The following is a 20,729-nucleotide window of genomic DNA, read 5'->3' as shown; positions in this document are numbered from 1 at the left end:
GCCACGAAATTAGCATCATGCTAGCAAGTTAAGCGAACACTGACATGATAAATTAGTGGTTAGCTATATTTTTTTACTTTGCAACAGAACCTTTTATACTGTATAAACATTTTTTCTAAACACTTCTTGATATTGAATATACCCTGATAAATAGTGTTCAATATCATCAATTCTTACTCTATAGCCATGATGTTTAATGAAGAAAGAATTCACAATGCGTGCTGGATTTTTAAAGTACATTGCAATTTCAGGATAAAAGTAGCCTGTTCTTTCATAATCAGCTCTTAAATGTATTGTATTAATGAATTTTTCTTCATCTAAATAAGTTTCAACAAGTTCAGCATATCCTGTCTTTTTAGCTTTTTCGACTAAGTGATAAGTCGCCATTAACATTTCTAAAAATGTTGGGAATGTCGTTTCCCTTTGTTGCATATAATCTAAATAACTCGATACGTTCTGAATGCCAAATTTATAATATTTCTCTTGTGGATCAATTTGTACTAATTCATTTGTACAATATCCTAACCAGTGATCATGATATTTCCAATATTTTTTCTCTATAAACATTTCGAATAACATTTTGACAGTATTCAACCATTCTTCATTATGATCAATTTGATAAAGTCTTAATAATGCTAAAGCAGCTTCACCATCATAATATACAATTCTGAATTGTTCTTTAGTCGTTAGATCAGGATAATTTAATACATGAATCGTTTGTTGTTGATCATCAATCATCGTCAATATCCCTTTAGCAACTTTCTGTGCAGCTTCTAAATATTGATTTTTCTCAGGTACGTGCTTTAAATATTCACAAATCGCGAAAATAAATGCAGCATTTTGACCTAATTTTATTTCATTCATACCTTCTGTATCATCAAATATATATCCTGCACCATCAACTTCATATAAATAATGCTTGATTAAATAATCAATCGCCTTTTCTACAATTGTGATATCTTCATTTAAATAACTCAAACCTTCTATTAATGCATATGTTGAAGATGAATGACGTAAATTATTATAAAACCCTATTTCTTTATCGAAATGTGGAAAATAACCATAAATATACTTTCCGTTATCTTGAATTTGATTTTTCAAAAAGTGAGTACTTGTCTCAATTAGTCGATCGATTTCTTCATTAATATTATCAATTTTTCTTAGACCTTTACGATATCCTATTTCTTCTAATTCAATAAGTTGATCTTTTTCAATAAAATAGCTTTTCGTGTAGAACTTATAAACATCTTCATTTTCATAGTTACGATGTGTGAAATATTTTCTTATTCTTTTGTATTTTTTAATATAGTTGTTAATGTTCTTCTCAGACATGAAAAGCTCTTTACTATTAGGTTCTGGTCTTATAAATGCATTGGTATTAATTTCTTCAGGTAAGAATGCTAACTCCCAATTATTATCTAATGAAAAGCCATATTCTACATAATTTCTACGAGTATGAGTTAAATCATGCTTTAATTGTTCATATTTAATTTTTTCAATTGATGTAACGAAATCTATTTTGATCCATTCAGCATTTTTACCAGTATTTTTTCGAAATGATTCGATATATTTTTTAATATTTCGTTCAGCATTATTAGCTTTAAACATTTTTACTATAGCCTTTTGGGAAGGATGACCAACACTAACAAATATTTTTTCTACATCAGAATTACTATTGAATAAATTCTTTAGTTGATTAGATATCTCCATACATTACATACCTTTCTGTATTAACTTTTATAAAAATAAGCCTAAATCTATTTTATTAATGAAAATTATGACACTACCCTAAAAATCATAGAGGCTGGGACAAAAAATTTGCCCCAGCCATAAAATTTCATTTATATAATTCTAGTTATTTTCTTTGTTGTCTTTTTTGCGACGACCAAGTAAGAATAATGATCCAATTCCAGCAAATAATCCGCCGAATAAAGCACCATTATTTATTGGTTGTTCACCAGTGTCTGGTAATTTCTTATCATTATTTGATTTATCATGATCATCTGTAGTTGCAGCTTTTGCAATGCCGTTTCCATCATTGTTGTTTGAATCAGTTGAACCCATTCCCATATCTGAGTCACTGTCTGCGTCTGAATCACTGTCTGCATCTGAGTCAGAATCTGCATCTGAATCAGAATCCGCATCTGAGTCAGAATCTGCATCTGAGTCAGAATCTGCGTCTGAGTCAGAGTCCGCATCTGAATCACTGTCCGCATCTGAGTCAGAGTCTGCATCTGAATCAGAATCTGCATCTGAATCAGAATCTGCATCTGAATCACTGTCCGCATCTGAATCAGAATCTGCGTCTGAATCAGAATCTGCATCTGAGTCACTGTCCGCATCTGAGTCGCTATCTGCGTCTGAGTCACTATCCGCATCTGAATCACTATCTGCGTCTGAGTCAGAGTCCGCATCTGAGTCACTGTCTGCGTCTGAGTCACTGTCTGCGTCTGAATCACTGTCCGCATCTGAGTCAGAATCTGCATCTGAATCGCTGTCTGCGTCTGAATCGCTGTCTGCATCTGAATCGCTATCCGCATCTGAATCGCTATCCGCATCTGAATCTGAGTCTGCATCTGAATCTGAATCGCTATCTGCATCTGAGTCAGAATCTGCATCTGAATCAGAGTCATCTAATTCATAATAACCTTTATCGACACTCATGTTATCTGCGCCATCAATTGTTGCTTTTGTGATTCTTGTATTTGAATCTGTTTCTTCATTTTCACCTTGTTCTGTTGGCGTTTCTTCGAAACCTTCTGGTGTTATAAATTCAACTTCATAGTTCCCATTCTCTAATCCATCAAATTCGTAATAACCTGTTTCATCTGTTTTTGTTCTACCTATTTCTTTACCATTTTCGTCTCGTAAAATTACTTCTACATTTGAAATTGGTTTCTCATTTTCATCTGTTCCTTGTACACCATCTCGGTCAATATCATGCCATACATAATTACCTAATTTATATTTCTGTCTATTATCTCCATCCGCTCCACCATCACCAGTGCGAATTATGTTCTCATTATCCCAATAGTAAGACTTTTTGCTTCCACCATAAATGTCACTATTTGTTTCAGTTACTCTTGTCTTCACGTTTTCTCCGCTATCATCATACTGACCATCTACAGTTATAATGTAAGTTTCATTGATATCACCAAAATTAAATGTGATAGTGTTATCACCATTATCGTAGATATATGGTAAAACATCATTAGTAACATCAATATAATTAGAGCTATTAGGATCAATATAATAACTGTCAGTTACTTTTGCACCATCAGCTAATTTATACACTTTAAATTTAGTAACATCTTTATTTAGAACTGTACTACTTGTATTAGGATCATTATGATAACCCTGCAAAGTCACAGTAGTGTCTCTTAAATTATTATTTTTAGAGTTTACATATATAGTTTGTTTATAAGTTCGTTCTCCTGAAGATTTATCTATTTTTGTAATAAATGACGAAACATTTGCTCCATCTTCACCTGGAAGTCCCATCGACGGATCACCATAATCAATATCTATATTAGAATTAAATTTTTCATTAGCTATATCAAATTGAACATCATAGTTCCCTGAATAAGGAGTAATTTTTCTATCAGTCCATAGTGGTAATTCAAAAAATCCGTTAATATTTTCTTTATCATTTACATAATTAGTAAAAATATATCTACCAGTTTTAGAAAGTACATTATATTCACCTTTTGCAACAATATCTCCATTAGCATTTTTAATATCCACTAATTTCATAGAGTTATCCGTTTTTGAATAATCAATATCTCCGTCAATCGTTAAATTATTTGGAATAACAAATGTGAAATAATCCCCTTCTTTTACAGGACCATCAACACTAAATTTGGCGCTCATATTTGAGTATCCAGAATTATTTGGATATAAAGTTTTATTATCAAAGTTAAACTCACCAACTTTTATTTGATCATTAACATCATTCTCAGAAATAGCTGCGAAAGAATATTCTTCTTTATCTTCATTCTCTTTTAAAGAAGAAACTACACTCTCATTATTTTCACTAGATTCGTTACTATTTGCAGAAGTCTCTGGCTTAACTGTTTCTTCACTTGCTGGTGTTGCTTCTTCTGTTTCTACTTTGTCTGTTTCTTCTGCTGTTGGTGTCTCTTCTGTTTCTACTTTATTTGTTTCTTCTGCTGTTGGTGTCTCTTCTGTTTCTACTTTGTTTGTTTCTTCTGCTGTTGGTGTCTCTTCTGTTTCTACTTTGTTTGTTTCTTCTGCTGTTGGCTCTTCTTCTGTTTCTACTTTGCTTGCTTCTTCAGCTTTTGGCGCTTCTTCTGTTTCTGCTTTGTTTGATTCTTCAGATGTTGCTGCTTCTTCTGTTTCTACTTTGTTTGATTCTTCAGATGTTGCTGCTTCTTCTGTTTGTTCTTCTTTAGCGACCTCTTGTTCATTAGTTGCAATTTCTTCTGTGCTCTCTTGATCTACAATTTGTTTTTCTGTTGATGTTTGTTTTTCTATAGCCTCTTCAGATTGACCATCATCATTTAAATTGTTTGACTGTGATTGTACAGAATTATTTTGTTGTTCATTCGCTTTTGCTTCTTCACCTATCCCGAAAAGTAAAGTAGCTCCGACTAAAATAGAAGCAGTTCCTACCGTAAATTTTCTAATAGAATACTTATTAAGTCTATTAGGGATAAAATCTAATTTCACACCTCTTTTTTTCTTCATAACGCCTTGTCTGTCTCCCTTCAATATTATAAAAATTGATATGACACATATACAGCTAGTCCTATCAACCTCATTTTAATATATGGAAATTTAATTTTCAATAATTAAAAATTTTAAATAATCATAAAAATTATATCATTGTTTTATACAACTAAATATCATACATTTAATTGCATATAAATTTATATAAAATGGTATGTATCACTAGGATTTATTATAATATCTAGCAATGACAATAAAATACTTGTATATTGTAAAATTTTTGTAATTTTTTTTGTGAAATCCATTATTTACTTATAAGTAAAGACAATATGACAAAACCAAAAATCCTAACTTCATTTTCATGAGTAAAAAATAATAATTCTCTCACTATATCTCTTTGTGTAAATAGATTTTCCCTTAAAACAATTACTTGTTATAACCTTTTATTCTTTATATATTTTATAAATAAAATATCAATGATTTCATATTTTGATATTTGCGAAAAAATTTCTATTTAAATTTTGTTTAACTATATATAATCTTTGATTATATGTGTAGACTCCTTTTAATGTATAAACCTTTTATATTTTATTCTCATTTCGAAAGCTATATATCTTAAAATTTTAAGAAAATCACTTTACCTTTAGGATTTTTTACAGATTAAAAACTTATAAATGACATATAACATTTATTCGATATTTGGATGATTAGGGTGACAAGTATTCCATAATCCATCAGTATTCAATGTTTCTGAATAATCAACTTTTACTTTCATAAGGTGTCTTCTTTAATTAAGAGTAGAATAGTACTTAATAAAAATTTCAATACAATTTATCTATTAAGTAGGACTATATGAGCAGCTAGTCTGTTCCTGTCTAAAAATATCATGAAGTACAAAGGAGATGTTTCACAAATTTTACTATTGTGAATAAATTGTTAATGTAGTAATACTATTTTAAAATTTAAATACTGTCTCTGATTCATTTAGTTTTTAATTTTGCATTACTATAGTACTACTTATCTAATTTAAAATTGATTAAATTATAATTTGAAAGATATTGTTTAATGTATAAACAAAGACGAAGTGCTAAGGTGCACTTCGTCAAGAGGATAGTTATTAAAAAGTACCTACTTCTTTATTGAATTTTATTGTGACGTAAAGCTTTTTTATTGTTGTCTTCATGAATATCAATGTACTCAATAATGCTTAGATATAATGCTCAAAACTATTTTTATAGATTCTACTTTCCTAAGTATATGGGAAAATGGTTTCTATTTGAATTTCGTCATACAACGATTAATCTATTTTTTCTTTAGATTACTTCATACAATTTTTGTGTAGTTAAGAATCATTAATCCTGGTCTAACTTAACATTTTTTAAAGTTAATTATATTTATAAATATTGTCAGTGAAAAACTATTTCTTTAAAGCATCTACAGCTTTAAAAAACAATGATACATTATATTCAATATTGTTATGCTTTGTTTTTTTTTTAGGATAGTAGTATTCCTTATAATAATCAATTTTAGCTTCTAGCATATTCTGTTCAATAGACAAAGTCGCGATTGATAATTCTTCTTTCAACGCATTTTCAAATCTTTCAATCTGTTCTTTTACATATCTGTACTTTTTAATGGATTCCTCTATCAGTTTAATTCTTTTTTGATTATCTGATTCTTTTTCGCATTCATCCACAATACGCCTAATAATATATAACCTAACAGTCGGTAATCTTATATCTATAAGTAAAATAATGACATATGATTGAATAAATGCGTTCAATCCTTCTTCAAATTCATGGCCAGTTTTCTTTTGTCCTTTAAATGCCTTCAAATATAATTCTATTAAATAAAATAATTCATTTAAAAAAGCCCATGCATATTCCATTTCTAAAGCAACATAACTAATTAATTGATTAGTAAGATTATAATACTGAATCTCATTATGTAAATATTCCCAATGCTTCTCCATCTTTGTATATGATATTTTTCCTCCTAACCGTACATACTCATTTTCTTTTTTGGATCGATTATAGAGAATATTTGGCTTTGTAACCAATCTTTTTTGCGTCTTGTTTATATCTGCTAATGCTTTTGAGGTAATAGATGGGTCATAACTCAAATGTTCATCTACTTTCTTTATCGCAAGTAGTGATTTTAATTGTTCTTCATTTATAAATGGTTTAAGTTTAAATTCATTGTTTTGACTATTGATATACGTCATAGTATTTAAATTTCTATAAATTTTATTCATACTTCTAAATTCTGAGTCATCTAACAAATAATCAAAATTAGAGTTAAAGTATTTTTGTATAAATGATACTCTATGCATCTTTTGGTGTTCATTTAAATCGCTTAAACTTCTTAATAACAATAAATCTTCATAAACCTCACCTGATATATCCAACTGCAGACAATCTACTAAACTGCCATACTTGTCAATAATCTCTTCTATCGTAGGTATCATATATACCCCCCTCCCTATTTTTTGTTCCGCGTCTAATTAAAATGCTTCATTTATGCTTATTATAGCAATCAACCATTGAGGTGTTAAGCATCTACAGTATTGATTGACTAATAAGACTTATTTGGAGGAACTTATGATGAAAGAAAAAGAATTTTATACACTAAAACGTGCTGTTACAAGCATCGCATTTAATTTACCTGTAGGCACCCTGTTTATGTATCACGATTTGAATGTGAGGGCTAATGTTTTGTGCTCGACTGAAATTCAACAAGATGTTGGTCGTTGGTTTGCACATTTTGTAAAATATACACCTAACCTTCCATTCATTGTAGTTTGAAAAAAAGGTTCATCTTTGCTCTACCTTAAGACTGCACCAAATCCGATGAATCATCAAAATAACTGGAAAGGTGGTAACAACTAATGACTAACATCATCTTTAGTGAATATCCATACTGGCTTACTGAAGATTCATGGTATGAAGTTATACCACCGAAAGGTAAAAATGATCAGCAAAAGTCAATACGCTTATCTAGTCCAATTTTAATTAAAAGCAAGTTTCTTGACCCCAATTCTGGGGTTGAGAAACTTGTTATTTCCAACGGACAAAATATTGAACGTATTGAAACTTCAGATATTTTAACATCGCAAAGGTTACCTTCACTAATCATGTATGGCTTTAGCATCAATGAGAAGTACATTAAATCATTAAGCAATGCACTACAATTAATGCGCCAATCACTGCCTCTGTCATCGTTGTATACGGGTGTCGGTGTGTTAAATACTGATAAAGGTGTCGTCATTTCATTAGATGAACCATATCTTTCAAAAGAAATTACACAGTCGCAGGCGGATGAAATCATTTGTGAAACACAGTACGATCTACAACCTAAAGGCACTTTTGAAGACTGGTGGCAAATGTATCTTGATGAAGTAAAAGGAAACTTGTTACTCGAACTTGCTGTAGTGTTTGGTATTTCTTCATTAGTAACTGCGTTTTTAAAAACAAAACATGAGGTTGAATTCGCAGGTACGATTTTCTCATTTACGGGAAATTCAAGCACGGGTAAATCAACTGCAGCGGCTTTAGGAGTCTCAATAACCGGCAACCCTACTAAAGGTAGTAATACGCTGTTTAGATCATGGAATGGCACTAGAAACGCGCTTGAAGGATATCTAAGTAACAACTATGGTGTACCTATTGTATTGGACGAACTGTCATCTGCAACCTTTAAAGATACAACTGGTTTGCTCTATTCAATTGCCGAAGGTCAAGGAAGACAACGTTCTAATATACACGGAGAAGTCAAGTCACTAAAAAACTGGGGAACCTCAGTAATTAGTACTGCCGAACACAGTATTTTCAATAATAGTGCACGTAATGATGGTTTGAATGTACGTACCATTGAAATATCTGAAGCTTTTACAACTAACGCTGACAACGCAGATACTATTAAAAAAGCAACATCAGCTAATTATGGTCATATCATGCCATTAGTAGCTGAATATCTACTCAATCGTGAACAAGAAGTCATTAAATGGTTCCAAAATGAGCACCTAAGGTTCAAAACTCAACTAGAAAAGGAAACCAGCAATACAGGAATTCGGATGTTCAAACGCTATGCAACCATTACAACATCAGCACGTATATTGGAACGTGTCATTGCCACACCTGTTGATTTGAATGCTGTAAGGGACTATCTTATTAACTATCATTTAGATTCTGTTAGTGAGCGAAGCCTAGCTGATAAAGCAATTGAAGTCATTGTCCAATTTGTAGCACAAAATCGTGGTAAGTTTTCTGACGACACTAGGTTATCAACGCTTATTGAAAATTATGGAATGATTTCACTTGAAGATGATCATATCCAGGTGAAAATGATTGCCTCGGTTTTTAAAAATATGTTAAAAGAACATAATTTCCAAGATACAAATAATGTCATTGATGCACTGAGGGATAAAGATTACATCCAGTCAGACGCCAATCGTAAAACAACAAAACGTAGTGTCAAAGACAAAGAAGGCAAACCAAAAACCATCGTATTTTATCATCTTAAGCTTGATAAATCATACGCTCCTATTTTTGGTCTATCTGAAAAAAGTAAATTCAATATACCCTTATCATTTATCTCTGAACACCAACATCCAATACTACGAGACATGATTTCAAAAGCAAGAGAATGGGATAAAAACGGTGATATTGACTTTTAAAGCTTAAAATATGTTATTAAATAAATTTGCTACAACACCTATTTAAAGGTGTTGTAGCACAAATATTAAATCAATGGAGGAATTGTACTATGAATACAGTAGCACTAGCTCACGAAATTGAAGATGAAAGATTTGAATACTTAGAAAGCACACCCCTAGATACTGTGAAGGAATGCTGTAAACAAGAAGGTCGTCAAATAAGTAACACTTACACTGAGGAGTACAAGTTAATAAATGACATTTTGGAGAAAGTAATCAAACCTACGTCCATTGTTGCATATGGAGAATATGAAGATTACATTCATTTAAAAAAATTTGCTCAAAGAAGAATATCGAATTCGTTACTACTTTTGAGATGCAACTAAAGAATTGTTGTTAATACTATGAATAATGAGGTGATATACATGGACGAATTAATCATACTATTAGCCGATCTGGTTATTGAAGAAATCAATCACGCTGATGACTAATAATACCGCCCAACACCCGACTGGTGTTGGGCTTATCTATAATTTCGTTCATAAATATATATTATCTCTTTGAAAGGAGGAAATACTATGAAACGAGCCATTGGTTATTTGCGCCAAAGTACAACGAAACAACAATCACTCCCAGCTCAAAAGCAAGCAATAGAATTATTAGCTCCAAAGCACAATATTCAAAATATCCAATACATTAGTGATAAGCAATCAGGCAGAACAGATAATCGAACAGGCTATCAACAAGTCACCGAACGCATCCAACAAAGACAATGTGACGTATTATGTTGTTATCGCTTGAATCGACTTCATCGCAACTTGAAAAATGCATTAAAACTCATGAAACTCTGTCAAAAATATCATGTTCATATTCTAAGTGTTCATGATGGCTATTTTGATATGGATAAAGCGTTTGATCGCCTAAAACTCAATATATTCATGAGTCTGGCTGAACTTGAATCCGATAATATTGGAGAACAAGTCAAAAATGGACTTAGAGAAAAGGCAAAACAAGGTAAACTCATAACGACCCATGCGCCTTTCGGTTATCACTATCAAAATGGTACTTTCATCATTAATAATGATGAATCACCTACCGTCAAAGCTGTATTCAATTATTATCTTCAAGGATATGGCTACAAGAAGATTGCACAATATTTAGAAGACGATAATAAACTTATTACCCGCAAGCCTTATCAGGTACGAAATATAATTATGAACCCAAATTATTGTGGTCGTGTCATCAATCAATATGGTCAATATAACAATATGGTACCACCTATTGTTTCGGCAACGAAATATGAACATGCTCAAGCAATCCGTAATAAGAAGCAACTTCACTGTATACCTTCAGAGAATCAGCTGAAACAAAAGATCAAATGTCCTTGTTGTGACTCAACACTGACAAATATGACAATAAGAAAAAAACATACATTGCGATATTATATTTGTCCTAAAAATATGAATGAATCTCGCTTTGTCTGTTCATTCAAAGGAATAAATGCACAAAAATTAGAAGTTCAAGTCTTAGCTACATGTCAGAACTTCTTTCAAAACCAACAGCTCTATTCAAAAATTAATAATGCAATTCATCAACGCCTCAAAAAACAAAGAGTGATAGAAGCTAAAAGTACGCTAACTCAAGAACAACTGATAGATAAACTTGCCAAAGGTATGATTGATGCTGAATCATTCAGAAAACAGACTCATTTGATGAATCAAAAGCACAAAACCATATCCTCCATAAGTGATAATCAGTTACAAACATCACTACAAAAGGTTATACAGAAAAGTTTCACGTTAAACATGCTGCATCCCTATATTGATGAAATTCGCATTACAAAAAATAAAGCCCTTGTTGGGATCTATTTCAAAAATGAACCATTGAACATTGTGAACCAAACCTCGCAATCATCGATTGCTTAATCAGAAAGGATGAAAAAATCATGCAACAACTCAAACAAAAACGTGTCGGTATCTATGTTCGTGTATCAACGGAAATCCAAAGTACTGAAGGCTATAGTATCGATGGACAAATCAATCAAATTCGAGAATATTGTGATTTCAATAACTTTGTTGTTGTAGATGTATACGCGGATAGAGGTATCTCTGGAAAATCTATGAACCGACCAGAACTACAACGTTTGTTAAAAGATGCGAACGAAGGTCAGATTGATTCTGTTATGGTCTACAAAACAAACCGACTAGCACGTAACACTTCTGACTTACTCAAAATTGTTGAAGACCTTCATCGTCAAAATGTCGAATTCTTCAGCTTATCTGAGCGTATGGAAGTCAATACAAGCAGTGGTAAATTGATGCTACAAATTCTAGCGAGTTTTTCAGAATTTGAAAGAAATAATATTGTCGAAAATGTATTCATGGGTCAAACCCGACGCGCTCAAGAAGGCTATTATCAAGGCAATTTGCCGCTGGGCTATGACAAAATACCGGATAGCAAGCATGAACTCATGATAAACCAACATGAAGCGAATATTGTCAAATATATATTTGAGTCATATGCTAAAGGCCACGGATATCGTAAAATTGCGAATGCACTCAATCACAAAGGATACGTGACTAAAAAAGGAAAGCCTTTCAGTATTGGTTCAGTGACCTATATCTTATCTAATCCATTCTATGTTGGTAAAATTCAATTCGCAAAGTACAAAGATTGGAATGAAAAGCGTCGTAAAGGGCTGAATGATAAACCAATAATAGCTGAAGGTAAGCATTCCCCTATTATTATTCAAGACTTATGGGATAAAGTCCAATTACGTAAAAAACAAGTCAGTCAAAAACCTCAAGTCCACGGTAAAGGAACTAATCTATTAACAGGTATCGTTCATTGTCCACAATGTGGTGCACCAATGGCAGCTAGTAACACAACGAACACATTGAAAGATGGTACCAAGAAGCGAATACGTTATTATTCTTGCAGTAACTTCCGAAACAAAGGCTCAAAAGTATGTTCTGCGAATAGCGTTAGAGCTGATGTGATTGAGAAATACGTCATGGATCAAATACTCGAAATTGTCAAAAGTGATAAAGTCATTAACCAAGTCTTAGAACGTGTCAATCAAGAAAATAAAGTCGATATTGGTGCATTGAACCACGATATCGCTTATAAACAACAACAATACGATGAAGTCAGCGGGAAACTCCATAATTTAGTTAAAACCATTGAAGATAATCCGGACCTAACATCTGCATTGAAAGCAACTATTCATCAATATGAAACACAACTCAATGACATTACAAATCAAATGAATCAACTCAAACAGCAACAAAATCAAGAGAAACTATCTTATGATACGAAACAAATCGCTGCCCTATTACAACGAATATTTCAAAATATAGAATCAATGGATAAAGCACAACTCAAAGCATTATATCTTACAGTCATTGACCGTATTGATATTCGTAAAGACGGTAATCATAAAAAACAGTTCTACGTTACACTAAAACTCAATAATGAAATTATTAAACAACTTTTCAATAATACCCCTCTCGACGAAGTGCTCCTCAGCACTTCGTCTTTATTTTTGCCTCAAACGCTCTTTCTTCAAATCTAATATCTATGTACTGTCCTTTCGTCATTCAATAACACCCATCTAACGAATCTTTTCAACATACTAACAAGTCACAACTCAATGTGAAGCTTATATTGTATGACGAAAGAACATCCCAAAATAAAATATGAACGGGATAGCAATGGGATTTGATAAATACATGTAGGATAAGGATTACGCAAGCGTAATCCCGAAATCCCATTATTATTTATAAATAAATAATATAAAAAGAAAAAGTAAGTCGTACTGACACCACCAAATCCAAATGATATATAAATATATCGCTATATTTCCTGAGAAATGAGCGGGATAATGGGATTTCCTTGTCATATCAACAATTGTGATAATTTTCTATTGGGATATTTTCTTAATAACAATGGGATTCACAAACGAAACAAAATTTTTTTGAAGCATATATTATCTATATGGTGTATTACATGTATACATCAAAAACATTATAGGAGGTCATAACCATGACACTAGAAAAACAACTCAAAGAGTATATAACTAACTTATTCAATCTGCCAAAGGACGAAAAATGGGAATGTGAATCTATCGAGGAAGTGGCAGATAATATCCTTCCTGATCAATATATCAGACTTGGTCCGCTTACCAACAAAATCCTTCATACGTATACTTACTACTCTGACACACTTCATGAAAGGCATATATACCCCTTTATCCTCTACTATCAAAAACAACTTATTGCGATTGGTTATATTGATGAAACAAACGATATGGACTTCTTATATCTTCATAACACAGTTATGCCACTACTAGATCAAAGACACTTACTTGAAAAGGAGAATTATAATAATGAATAAATGGATACACATAGCTCAGATAAGCGTCACAGTCATTACAGAAGTTATTACAATAATGAAAGATATAGAAAAGGAGAAATGAGCATGAAACGTTATATTACACGTAGTATTGCCAATTACTTGCCAGCAATGTTGCAGCAACAGTTATGGAAACTTGTAGCGCAACGCGAAAACGAACAATTCAAGGAACTAGAAGAGATTGATTACTTTCATATATTCCAGTTCAATATGCATAATAGTCAATTATATATCAAACATAAGCAAGAACGTCCAGAGTACGTAAAAATTCATAAGGCAAATTATTCAAAAGCTATCAATATTAATAAGGTCTACATTATCCGAGAAGATGATGTAGACCTTTCTTATTACGTCATGTTGTTACCTGAAGAATATTAAATAAAGGAGTTAGATAAAATGAAATCAATCAAAAGTGTATTAGAAACTGAAGCGATATTTAGTCAGGATAAAATGCATCGTTATCTTCTCAAGAAAACTTGGGATATTGATAAAGAAGTACTTACAATTATAACGATGTATCCTCATTATGATGGTGTTATCAACGTTGACCTTACAACACAACTTATTGTCAATAAAGTAGCTGAAAAAGATGAATATGGTGGCGTTAATTTTATAAATCTTTTTTCAAATATTGATACCCCCATTAATTTAAAACATATCGAAAACAGCCATGACAAGCACACGGATATTCACATTATGAAAGCTGTCAAAGAAGCCGATAGTGTTTTATTGGCTTGGGGTTCCTACGGAAAAAAACCTCTTGTGGAAAATCGAGTGAATGAAGTATTAGACATGTTAAAACCTCACAGTAAGAAAATCAGTATATTAACAAATCCTCAAACAAATGAAATCATGCATCCATTAAATCCATACGCTAGAAAGGCATGGACAATTAAACCATTAAAGGAGACTAAATAGAATGAATCAAACATGGAAAGAAGTATACCAATATTTAATGCATCAACCACACATCGATGTTATTAAAGGCATTATCGCCTTTTCATCAAACAAAAAAAATAATTCAGAATTAGATGAGCTATATTCCATTTATATGAATGATGATTCTATCACATCCATTGTTCACCCTGACTTAATAGAAAGTATAGAGCTTATCCATAATGAGTAGAAAAAGAATAGATGTTGTCAAAGTCCAAATGGTTAAAGAAGATACACTTTGGTATTTAAAAAGACGTATTGAAGAACCAAAAGACGCTGCTGATATTATGCGTGACTTCATAGGAAATGCTGACCGAGAACACTTCATTTTAATTTGCTTGAATAGCAAAAATGAACCTACACATATTGAAACCGTCTCTATAGGAACCATTAATTTTGCGGTTATACATCCTCGAGAAATATTTAAAACAGCCATATTAAGTAACGCAACGGGTATGATTATTGGCCATAACCACCCAAGTGGAGACATATTAACCATAGTATAATAAATAATAGTAGTTAAAGTAGTTCAGGAGGAGATGTTAAAGGGAGATTTTACTTTAAATAAAAATTAACAAGGTTTATAATTTGTAGTACTTAAAGTGTTTAAAGAGGGGGGCGCGTGTGAGGGTTCAAAGGATAGAAGTGGAGAATAAGCCGTATCCATTGTATTTATTACTAGATAAAGAATACCAGCTAAATGAATGCTTCTAGTAAAAGGAAAATTATCAGTCAGAGTGAGATCAGCAAAAAAATAGCTGTAATGAATGAAGAAATGCAAGGGTTTTGGGCTAATAATAGTTGGGATATAAGAAAATGTCCACATCCTTCTGCCATAGAATTAAGTAAGAATCCTGCTTTAAGAAATCGTTGGGTTCGTTTTGAACGTGTTAAAAATCTGTGGTTAAGAACAGAATTGAAATATTTTTATTTTTACCATTTAAACAATGGAATATGGAATGCAAAAACTGTCTGGATTAGAAAAGGAACAGTAATTAATAAAATGTTGGATTTTTTAGATTTAAAGTATCCCAGCATTACTTCAATTACTGAAGTTCCTATTGATAAAGCAATGACGGAGTATAGAACATATTTGACAAAACAGGGTGTTAGAATTACCACCACTAATTATAAGATTACTGCTAATCAAGAAAAAACACCTGTAAAAGCTAATTCTTACTATGTTACTAATCTTAAACAATTTATTGAGTTTTATGAGGATTTTTATTTTGATGGAGAGGAGTGGGATAAAGACGTTTGGGATAGACGAAACTTACCTTTGCCAGATGATAAGGTTAACCCAACACAATATGAATATACAATTAACTTTAAAGGGTTTCGGAATACATATTTTAAACAGCTTGTAAAAAGATATTGTAAGTTAAGATTGAACATGGATAGCTTTTCCTATGTAAGTGATATTGCCCAAAAACTTAAAGAGTTCTTTAATTTTCTGGACATAAAGTTTAAACACGTTCAGAGAGTACACCAATTAACGAGAGTGGAAATTGAAGCATATTTAAGTGAACTAAACATGATGGGGATAAAACCTAGTACAATAACTGGGAGGATCTCTATATTGGAAGGACTATTTAGTACCCTTCATAGGCTAGAATGGGATGATGTTCCTTCCAAATTATTAATTTATCCCGAGGACTATCCGAAAATACCAAGAGCAAAACCTCGCTTTATAGACGAATTCGTTCTAGAGCAATTGAACAGTCATCTTGATAAATTACCCGAATATATAGCTACGATGACTATGATTGTTCAAGAATGTGGAATGAGGATAAGTGAATTGTGCACCTTGAAAAAAGGCTGTTTATTAGAGGACAAAGATGGAGATTACTTTTTAAAGTATTATCAATGGAAAATGAAAAAGGAGCATATAGTTCCAATATCTAAAGAGGTAGTTTTACTTATTAAAGTTCGGGAAGATAAAGTTTCAGAGGAATTTCCAGATAGTGAATACCTCTTTCCAAGAAAAGATGGATCGCCATTAAAACAAGAAACATTTAGAGGCGAATTAAATAAATTAGCTTATGAGCAAAATATAGTGGATAAATTAGGCGAGATTTATAGATTCCATGCCCATGCCTTTCGCCATTCAGTAGGAACAAGAATGATTAACAACGGGGTGCCCCAGCATATTGTGCAGAAATTTTTGGGACATGAAAGCCCAGAAATGACAAGCAGATACGCTCATATCTTTGATGAAACTCTAAAAAATGAATTTACTAAATTTCAAGAAAAACTGGTTACCAATAATGGAGATGTGCTCAATCTAGATGATGATAGTGAAGTCGATGATGTAGAGCTTCAATGGTTCAAGAAAAATATAAATGCACAAGTGCTTCCAAATGGTTATTGTAGATTGCCAGTAATAGCAGGTGGTTGTCCACATGCGAATGCATGCTTAGATTGCACTCACTTCTGTACCAGTAAGCAATTCTTACCACAGCACGAAGAACAGTTAGAGCGTACAGAAGAGTTATTAACCATAGCAAAGGATAAACAATGGCAAAGACAAATAGAGACTAATAGCCGTGTTAAAGAGCGTTTAGAACAAATCATTGGAAGTTTAACGGGGTAATTATCAATGAATAAACAAGTTAGAAATACAACAGAAATTGTACGTTTGGCGAAGCAGAAATCACAAAAGACAAGAGAAAAAGTAGACAAAGCGATTTCTAAATTTTCGATTGAAGGTAAAGCTATTAATTTTAATTCAATAGCAAAGGAAGCTAATGTTTCTAAATCATGGCTTTATAAGGAACACGATATTAGGCAAAGAATCGAATCCCTTCGTGAGCGTCAAATAACATCAAATGTAGTCTCAAAACCCAAGAAAAGTTCTCGTTCGGAGGAAATCCTTATAAAAACCTTAAAAAGAAGAGTTATGGAATTAGAAAAAGAAAATAAAAAATTACAGAACCAAATTCAAAAATTATATGGAGATCTGTATAATAAAGAGTAGTTTTTATTATTAATCTGTAGACAGATTGTGAAAGGATGCACTTAAACTAACGGGGCAGTTATGTTTAAGATACTTTAAAATTTGGTTAAAATCTCCGAAAGGATTGGTTTCTAACATTAGAAACCAATCCTTTTTAATATTAATTATATATCATTCAAACAATCATTTGACTATTTGTTTATAGTGGGATATATTATAATCATCAAACAAACAGTCATTTGAATAAGGAGGGTAATTATGACAAAAGATATGTGTGAAGTTACCTATATTCATGAAGATAAGGTAAACAGGGCTAAAAAAGACCTTGCTAAACAGAATCCTATGGATGTAGCGAAAGTTTTTAAGGCTCTATCAGATGATACAAGAGTTAAAATTGCTTATGTTTTGTCTTTAGAGGGAGAGTTATGTGTTTGTGATGTAGCTAATATCATTGAATCTTCAACGGCTACGGCATCCCATCATTTAAGATTATTGAAAAATTTAGGTATAGCAAAATACCGTAAAGAAGGAAAATTAGTCTATTATTCACTAGATGATGAGCATGTTAAACAGCTTGTAGAAAAAGCTTTCTTGCATCAAAGGGAGGTTGCTAGTATTGGATAGTTCAACAAAAACATTAACAGAAGATAAACAGGTTTACCGTGTGGAGGGTTTCTCGTGTGCGAATTGTGCTGGGAAGTTTGAAAAAAATGTAAAAGAACTATCAGGGGTGCATGATGCTAAAGTCAATTTCGGAGCTTCCAAAATTGATGTCTTTGGCAGTGCAACCGTTGAAGATCTGGAAAAGGCTGGTGCTTTCGAGAATCTTAAAGTGGCACCAGAGAAGGCTAGAAGAAGGGTCGAACCAGTGGTAACAGAAGATAAAAATGTTTACCGTGTGGAGGGATTTTCTTGCGCAAACTGTGCTGGGAAGTTTGAAAAAAATGTAAAACAACTAGCTGGAGTTCAGGATGCAAAAGTGAACTTTGGCGCTTCTAAAATTGATGTATATGGAAACGCATCGGTTGAAGAGCTTGAAAAAGCAGGTGCTTTCGAGAATCTTAAGGTAATTCCTGAAAAACTGGCGAATCCATCGATACAAGCGGTCAAAGAAGACACTAAGGCTCCTAAAGAAGAGAAAATACCGTTTTATAAAAAACACAGCACATTGCTGTTTGCCACATTACTGATTGCTTTTGGTTACCTTTCTCACTTTGTAAATGGAGAAGATAACCTTGTAACGTCCATGTTATTTGTAAGTTCGATTGTAATTGGCGGATATTCACTATTTAAAGTTGGTTTTCAAAATTTGATACGCTTTGATTTCGACATGAAAACCCTGATGACCGTTGCAGTTATTGGAGCTGCCATCATTGGTGAATGGGCAGAGGCATCCATTGTTGTCATTCTCTTTGCAATCAGTGAAGCACTTGAACGTTTTTCTATGGATAGAGCAAGACAGTCCATTCGTTCATTGATGGATATTGCCCCAAAAGAAGCACTTGTTAGGCGGAATGGTCAGGAAATAATGATCCATGTGGACGATATTGCCGTGGGTGATATTATGATCGTCAAACCAGGGGAGAAAATTGCCATGGATGGGATCATTATAAATGGTGTGTCGGCTGTCAACCAGGCTGCTATAACAGGAGAATCTGTCCCTGTTGCCAAAACGGTAGATGATGAAGTATTTGCAGGCACGCTTAACGAAGAGGGACTACTTGAAGTAAAAATCACCAAATACGTAGAGGATACAACTATCTCCAAGATTATTCATCTGGTTGAGGAAGCACAAGGGGAGCGCGCTCCAGCGCAAGCATTCGTAGATAAATTTGCGAAATATTATACGCCGATCATTATGGTTATTGCGGCGCTCGTTGCAGTCGTTCCACCTTTATTCTTTGGTGGAAGTTGGGATACTTGGGTTTATCAAGGATTAGCGGTACTTGTAGTTGGATGTCCGTGTGCATTAGTTATTACTACTCCAATCTCGATTGTCTCGGCAATTGGAAATGCAGCTAAAAAAGGTGTGTTGATTAAAGGCGGTGTCTATCTAGAGGAATTAGGAGCCATTAAGGCAATCGCATTTGATAAAACAGGAACACTGACAAAAGGTGTACCAGTGGTAACAGATTTTAAAGTGTTAAATGATCAAGTGGAAGAAAAAGAGCTGTTTTCCATTATTACAGCTTTAGAATATCGATCACAACATCCACTTGCTTCAGCAATAATGAAGAAAGCAGAGCAAGATAATATTACTTATTCCGATGTTAGAGTGAAGGACTTCACTTCTATTACAGGTCGGGGCATTCAAGGGAATATAGATGGAACAACCTATTACATTGGCAGTCCAAGGCTTTTTAAAGAATTAAATGTTTCCGATTTTAGCCTTGAGTTTGAAAATAAAGTGAAAGTTTTACAAAACCAAGGGAAAACGGCCATGATTATTGGAACGGACCAAACAATCCTCGGCGTGATTGCTGTAGCAGATGAGGTCCGCGAAACAAGTAAAAATGTGATTCTAAAACTTCATCAGTTAGGAATCAAGCAAACAATTATGCTGACAGGTGATAATCAAGGTACCGCAGAAGCAATCGGTGCTCATGTAGGCGTTTCTGATATTCAGTCCGAATTGTTGCCACAGGATAAGTTGGACTATATTAAAAAAATGAAAGCCGAGCATGGTAATGTAGCTATGATTGGCGATGGCGTCAATGATGCTCCTGCACTTGCTGCATCCACTGTTGGCATTGCAATGGGCGGTGCTGGAACAGATACTGCCATCGAGACAGCTGATATTGCATTAATGGGAGATGATTTAAGTAAGCTTCCATTTGCAGTAAGACTTAGCAGGAAAACGCTAAATATCATCAAAGCGAACATCACGTTTGCCATCGGAATTAAGATAATTGCCTTACTATTGGTTATTCCAGGCTGGCTAACCCTTTGGATTGCGATTCTTTCCGATATGGGAGCCACTATTTTGGTAGCATTAAATAGTTTGCGACTGATGAGAGTGAAGGATAAATAGGTACTATATGTGTGCAATTTACGGAAGGACTTTTCATTTTGAAGAAAAGT

General features: G+C 33.1%; 16 protein-coding genes and 2 pseudogenes. 15 read left to right on the top strand and 3 right to left on the bottom strand.

Going from position 1 to position 20,729, the window contains the following annotated elements; all coding sequences use genetic code 11:
* Positions 1-93: 93 nt before the first annotated feature.
* The 3 genes from LQ693_RS10650 to LQ693_RS10640 all read right to left on the bottom strand — a co-directional run bounded on the left by LQ693_RS10650 (position 94) and on the right by LQ693_RS10640 (position 7,156).
* Positions 94-1,710 carry a poly(glycerol-phosphate) alpha-glucosyltransferase gene (locus LQ693_RS10650; RefSeq protein ID WP_239703204.1) on the bottom strand — a complete coding sequence of 539 codons (1,617 nt, stop codon included), beginning with the start codon at positions 1,708-1,710 and terminating at the stop codon, positions 94-96.
* Positions 1,711-1,851: 141 nt separating this feature from the next.
* Positions 1,852-4,707, bottom strand: coding sequence for an SdrD B-like domain-containing protein (locus tag LQ693_RS10645; RefSeq protein ID WP_239743680.1), 2,856 nt, complete (start codon positions 4,705-4,707; stop codon positions 1,852-1,854).
* 1,399 nt (positions 4,708-6,106) lie between these two features.
* Positions 6,107-7,156 carry an ACP synthase gene (locus tag LQ693_RS10640; RefSeq protein ID WP_239703206.1) on the bottom strand — a complete coding sequence of 350 codons (1,050 nt, stop codon included), beginning with the start codon at positions 7,154-7,156 and terminating at the stop codon, positions 6,107-6,109.
* Between the two features lie 136 nt (positions 7,157-7,292).
* On the opposite strand from LQ693_RS10640, the pseudogene ssb reads away from it, so the two are divergent.
* From ssb to LQ693_RS10570, 15 genes and pseudogenes are all read left to right on the top strand, one after another.
* Positions 7,293-7,577, top strand: a pseudogene (gene ssb / locus LQ693_RS10635) (cassette chromosome ssDNA-binding protein).
* The gene (gene cch1 / locus LQ693_RS10630; protein ID WP_239703207.1) at positions 7,577-9,364 is read left to right on the top strand and encodes a cassette chromosome replicative helicase; all 1,788 of its coding nucleotides are present in this window, start codon (positions 7,577-7,579) and stop codon (positions 9,362-9,364) included. The pseudogene ssb and the gene cch1 overlap by 1 nt, the downstream one beginning before the upstream one ends.
* An 89-nt stretch (positions 9,365-9,453) precedes the next feature.
* Positions 9,454-9,729 carry a hypothetical protein gene (locus LQ693_RS10625; protein WP_001791132.1) on the top strand — a complete coding sequence of 92 codons (276 nt, stop codon included), beginning with the start codon at positions 9,454-9,456 and terminating at the stop codon, positions 9,727-9,729.
* A 192-nt stretch (positions 9,730-9,921) separates the two neighbouring features.
* Positions 9,922-11,268 carry a cassette chromosome recombinase CcrA gene (ccrA, locus tag LQ693_RS10620; RefSeq protein ID WP_000816499.1) on the top strand — a complete coding sequence of 449 codons (1,347 nt, stop codon included), beginning with the start codon at positions 9,922-9,924 and terminating at the stop codon, positions 11,266-11,268.
* 20 nt (positions 11,269-11,288) lie between these two features.
* Positions 11,289-12,917 (top strand): cassette chromosome recombinase CcrB, encoded by a 1,629-nt coding sequence (gene ccrB / locus LQ693_RS10615; protein WP_001186596.1) that lies wholly within the window; start codon positions 11,289-11,291, stop codon positions 12,915-12,917.
* 470 nt (positions 12,918-13,387) lie between these two features.
* Positions 13,388-13,738, top strand: coding sequence for an SAUGI family uracil-DNA glycosylase inhibitor (locus tag LQ693_RS10610; protein WP_000171449.1), 351 nt, complete (start codon positions 13,388-13,390; stop codon positions 13,736-13,738).
* An 84-nt stretch (positions 13,739-13,822) separates the two neighbouring features.
* Positions 13,823-14,134 carry a DUF960 family protein gene (locus LQ693_RS10605; protein ID WP_000833212.1) on the top strand — a complete coding sequence of 104 codons (312 nt, stop codon included), beginning with the start codon at positions 13,823-13,825 and terminating at the stop codon, positions 14,132-14,134.
* An 18-nt stretch (positions 14,135-14,152) separates the two neighbouring features.
* Positions 14,153-14,674, top strand: coding sequence for a DUF1643 domain-containing protein (locus tag LQ693_RS10600; RefSeq protein ID WP_000836008.1), 522 nt, complete (start codon positions 14,153-14,155; stop codon positions 14,672-14,674).
* Between the two features lies 1 nt (position 14,675).
* Entirely contained in the window at positions 14,676-14,882 is a 207-nt protein-coding gene (locus LQ693_RS10595) for a hypothetical protein (protein WP_001077283.1), read from the top strand.
* Positions 14,875-15,198 carry a JAB domain-containing protein gene (locus tag LQ693_RS10590; RefSeq protein ID WP_000088091.1) on the top strand — a complete coding sequence of 108 codons (324 nt, stop codon included), beginning with the start codon at positions 14,875-14,877 and terminating at the stop codon, positions 15,196-15,198. Before LQ693_RS10595 ends, LQ693_RS10590 begins: the two co-directional genes overlap by 8 nt.
* A gap of 118 nt (positions 15,199-15,316) precedes the next feature.
* Positions 15,317-15,397, top strand: a pseudogene (locus LQ693_RS13850) (site-specific integrase); the annotation flags it as partial.
* On the top strand, positions 15,393-17,285 hold the full coding sequence (locus LQ693_RS10585) for a site-specific integrase (protein WP_002485298.1): 1,893 nt from the start codon (positions 15,393-15,395) through the stop codon (positions 17,283-17,285). The pseudogene LQ693_RS13850 and the gene LQ693_RS10585, both read left to right, overlap by 5 nt.
* Positions 17,286-17,291: 6 nt before the next feature.
* Positions 17,292-17,669: a DUF6262 family protein gene (locus LQ693_RS10580; protein WP_001041908.1), complete on the top strand. Its 378-nt coding sequence runs from the start codon at positions 17,292-17,294 to the stop codon at positions 17,667-17,669.
* A 237-nt stretch (positions 17,670-17,906) separates the two neighbouring features.
* Complete coding sequence (locus LQ693_RS10575; protein ID WP_000159127.1) at positions 17,907-18,272, top strand: ArsR/SmtB family transcription factor; 366 nt, start codon at positions 17,907-17,909, stop codon at positions 18,270-18,272.
* Positions 18,265-20,679: a cadmium-translocating P-type ATPase CadA gene (locus LQ693_RS10570; RefSeq protein WP_000378485.1), complete on the top strand. Its 2,415-nt coding sequence runs from the start codon at positions 18,265-18,267 to the stop codon at positions 20,677-20,679. Before LQ693_RS10575 ends, LQ693_RS10570 begins: the two co-directional genes overlap by 8 nt.
* The last annotated feature ends 50 nt before the right edge of the window (positions 20,680-20,729 follow it).

This window comes from Mammaliicoccus sp. B-M6 (assembly GCF_022386965.1).
Lineage (GTDB): Bacteria > Bacillota > Bacilli > Staphylococcales > Staphylococcaceae > Mammaliicoccus > Mammaliicoccus sciuri_A.
This window is presented reverse-complemented; position numbering and strand designations above follow the sequence as displayed.

Excerpts from the sequence above, each read along its gene's own strand:
- LQ693_RS10650 (WP_239703204.1), bottom strand. The coding sequence starts at position 1,710 with ATGGAGATATCTAATCAACTAAAGAATTTATTCAATAGTAATTCTGAT.
- LQ693_RS10645 (WP_239743680.1), bottom strand. The coding sequence starts at position 4,707 with ATGAAGAAAAAAAGAGGTGTGAAATTAGATTTTATCCCTAATAGACTT.
- LQ693_RS10640 (WP_239703206.1), bottom strand. The coding sequence starts at position 7,156 with ATGATACCTACGATAGAAGAGATTATTGACAAGTATGGCAGTTTAGTA.
- cch1 (WP_239703207.1), top strand. The coding sequence starts at position 7,577 with ATGACTAACATCATCTTTAGTGAATATCCATACTGGCTTACTGAAGAT.
- LQ693_RS10625 (WP_001791132.1), top strand. The coding sequence starts at position 9,454 with ATGAATACAGTAGCACTAGCTCACGAAATTGAAGATGAAAGATTTGAA.
- ccrA (WP_000816499.1), top strand. The coding sequence starts at position 9,922 with ATGAAACGAGCCATTGGTTATTTGCGCCAAAGTACAACGAAACAACAA.
- ccrB (WP_001186596.1), top strand. The coding sequence starts at position 11,289 with ATGCAACAACTCAAACAAAAACGTGTCGGTATCTATGTTCGTGTATCA.
- LQ693_RS10610 (WP_000171449.1), top strand. The coding sequence starts at position 13,388 with ATGACACTAGAAAAACAACTCAAAGAGTATATAACTAACTTATTCAAT.
- LQ693_RS10605 (WP_000833212.1), top strand. The coding sequence starts at position 13,823 with ATGAAACGTTATATTACACGTAGTATTGCCAATTACTTGCCAGCAATG.
- LQ693_RS10600 (WP_000836008.1), top strand. The coding sequence starts at position 14,153 with ATGAAATCAATCAAAAGTGTATTAGAAACTGAAGCGATATTTAGTCAG.
- LQ693_RS10595 (WP_001077283.1), top strand. The coding sequence starts at position 14,676 with ATGAATCAAACATGGAAAGAAGTATACCAATATTTAATGCATCAACCA.
- LQ693_RS10590 (WP_000088091.1), top strand. The coding sequence starts at position 14,875 with ATGAGTAGAAAAAGAATAGATGTTGTCAAAGTCCAAATGGTTAAAGAA.
- LQ693_RS10585 (WP_002485298.1), top strand. The coding sequence starts at position 15,393 with ATGAATGCTTCTAGTAAAAGGAAAATTATCAGTCAGAGTGAGATCAGC.
- LQ693_RS10580 (WP_001041908.1), top strand. The coding sequence starts at position 17,292 with ATGAATAAACAAGTTAGAAATACAACAGAAATTGTACGTTTGGCGAAG.
- LQ693_RS10575 (WP_000159127.1), top strand. The coding sequence starts at position 17,907 with ATGACAAAAGATATGTGTGAAGTTACCTATATTCATGAAGATAAGGTA.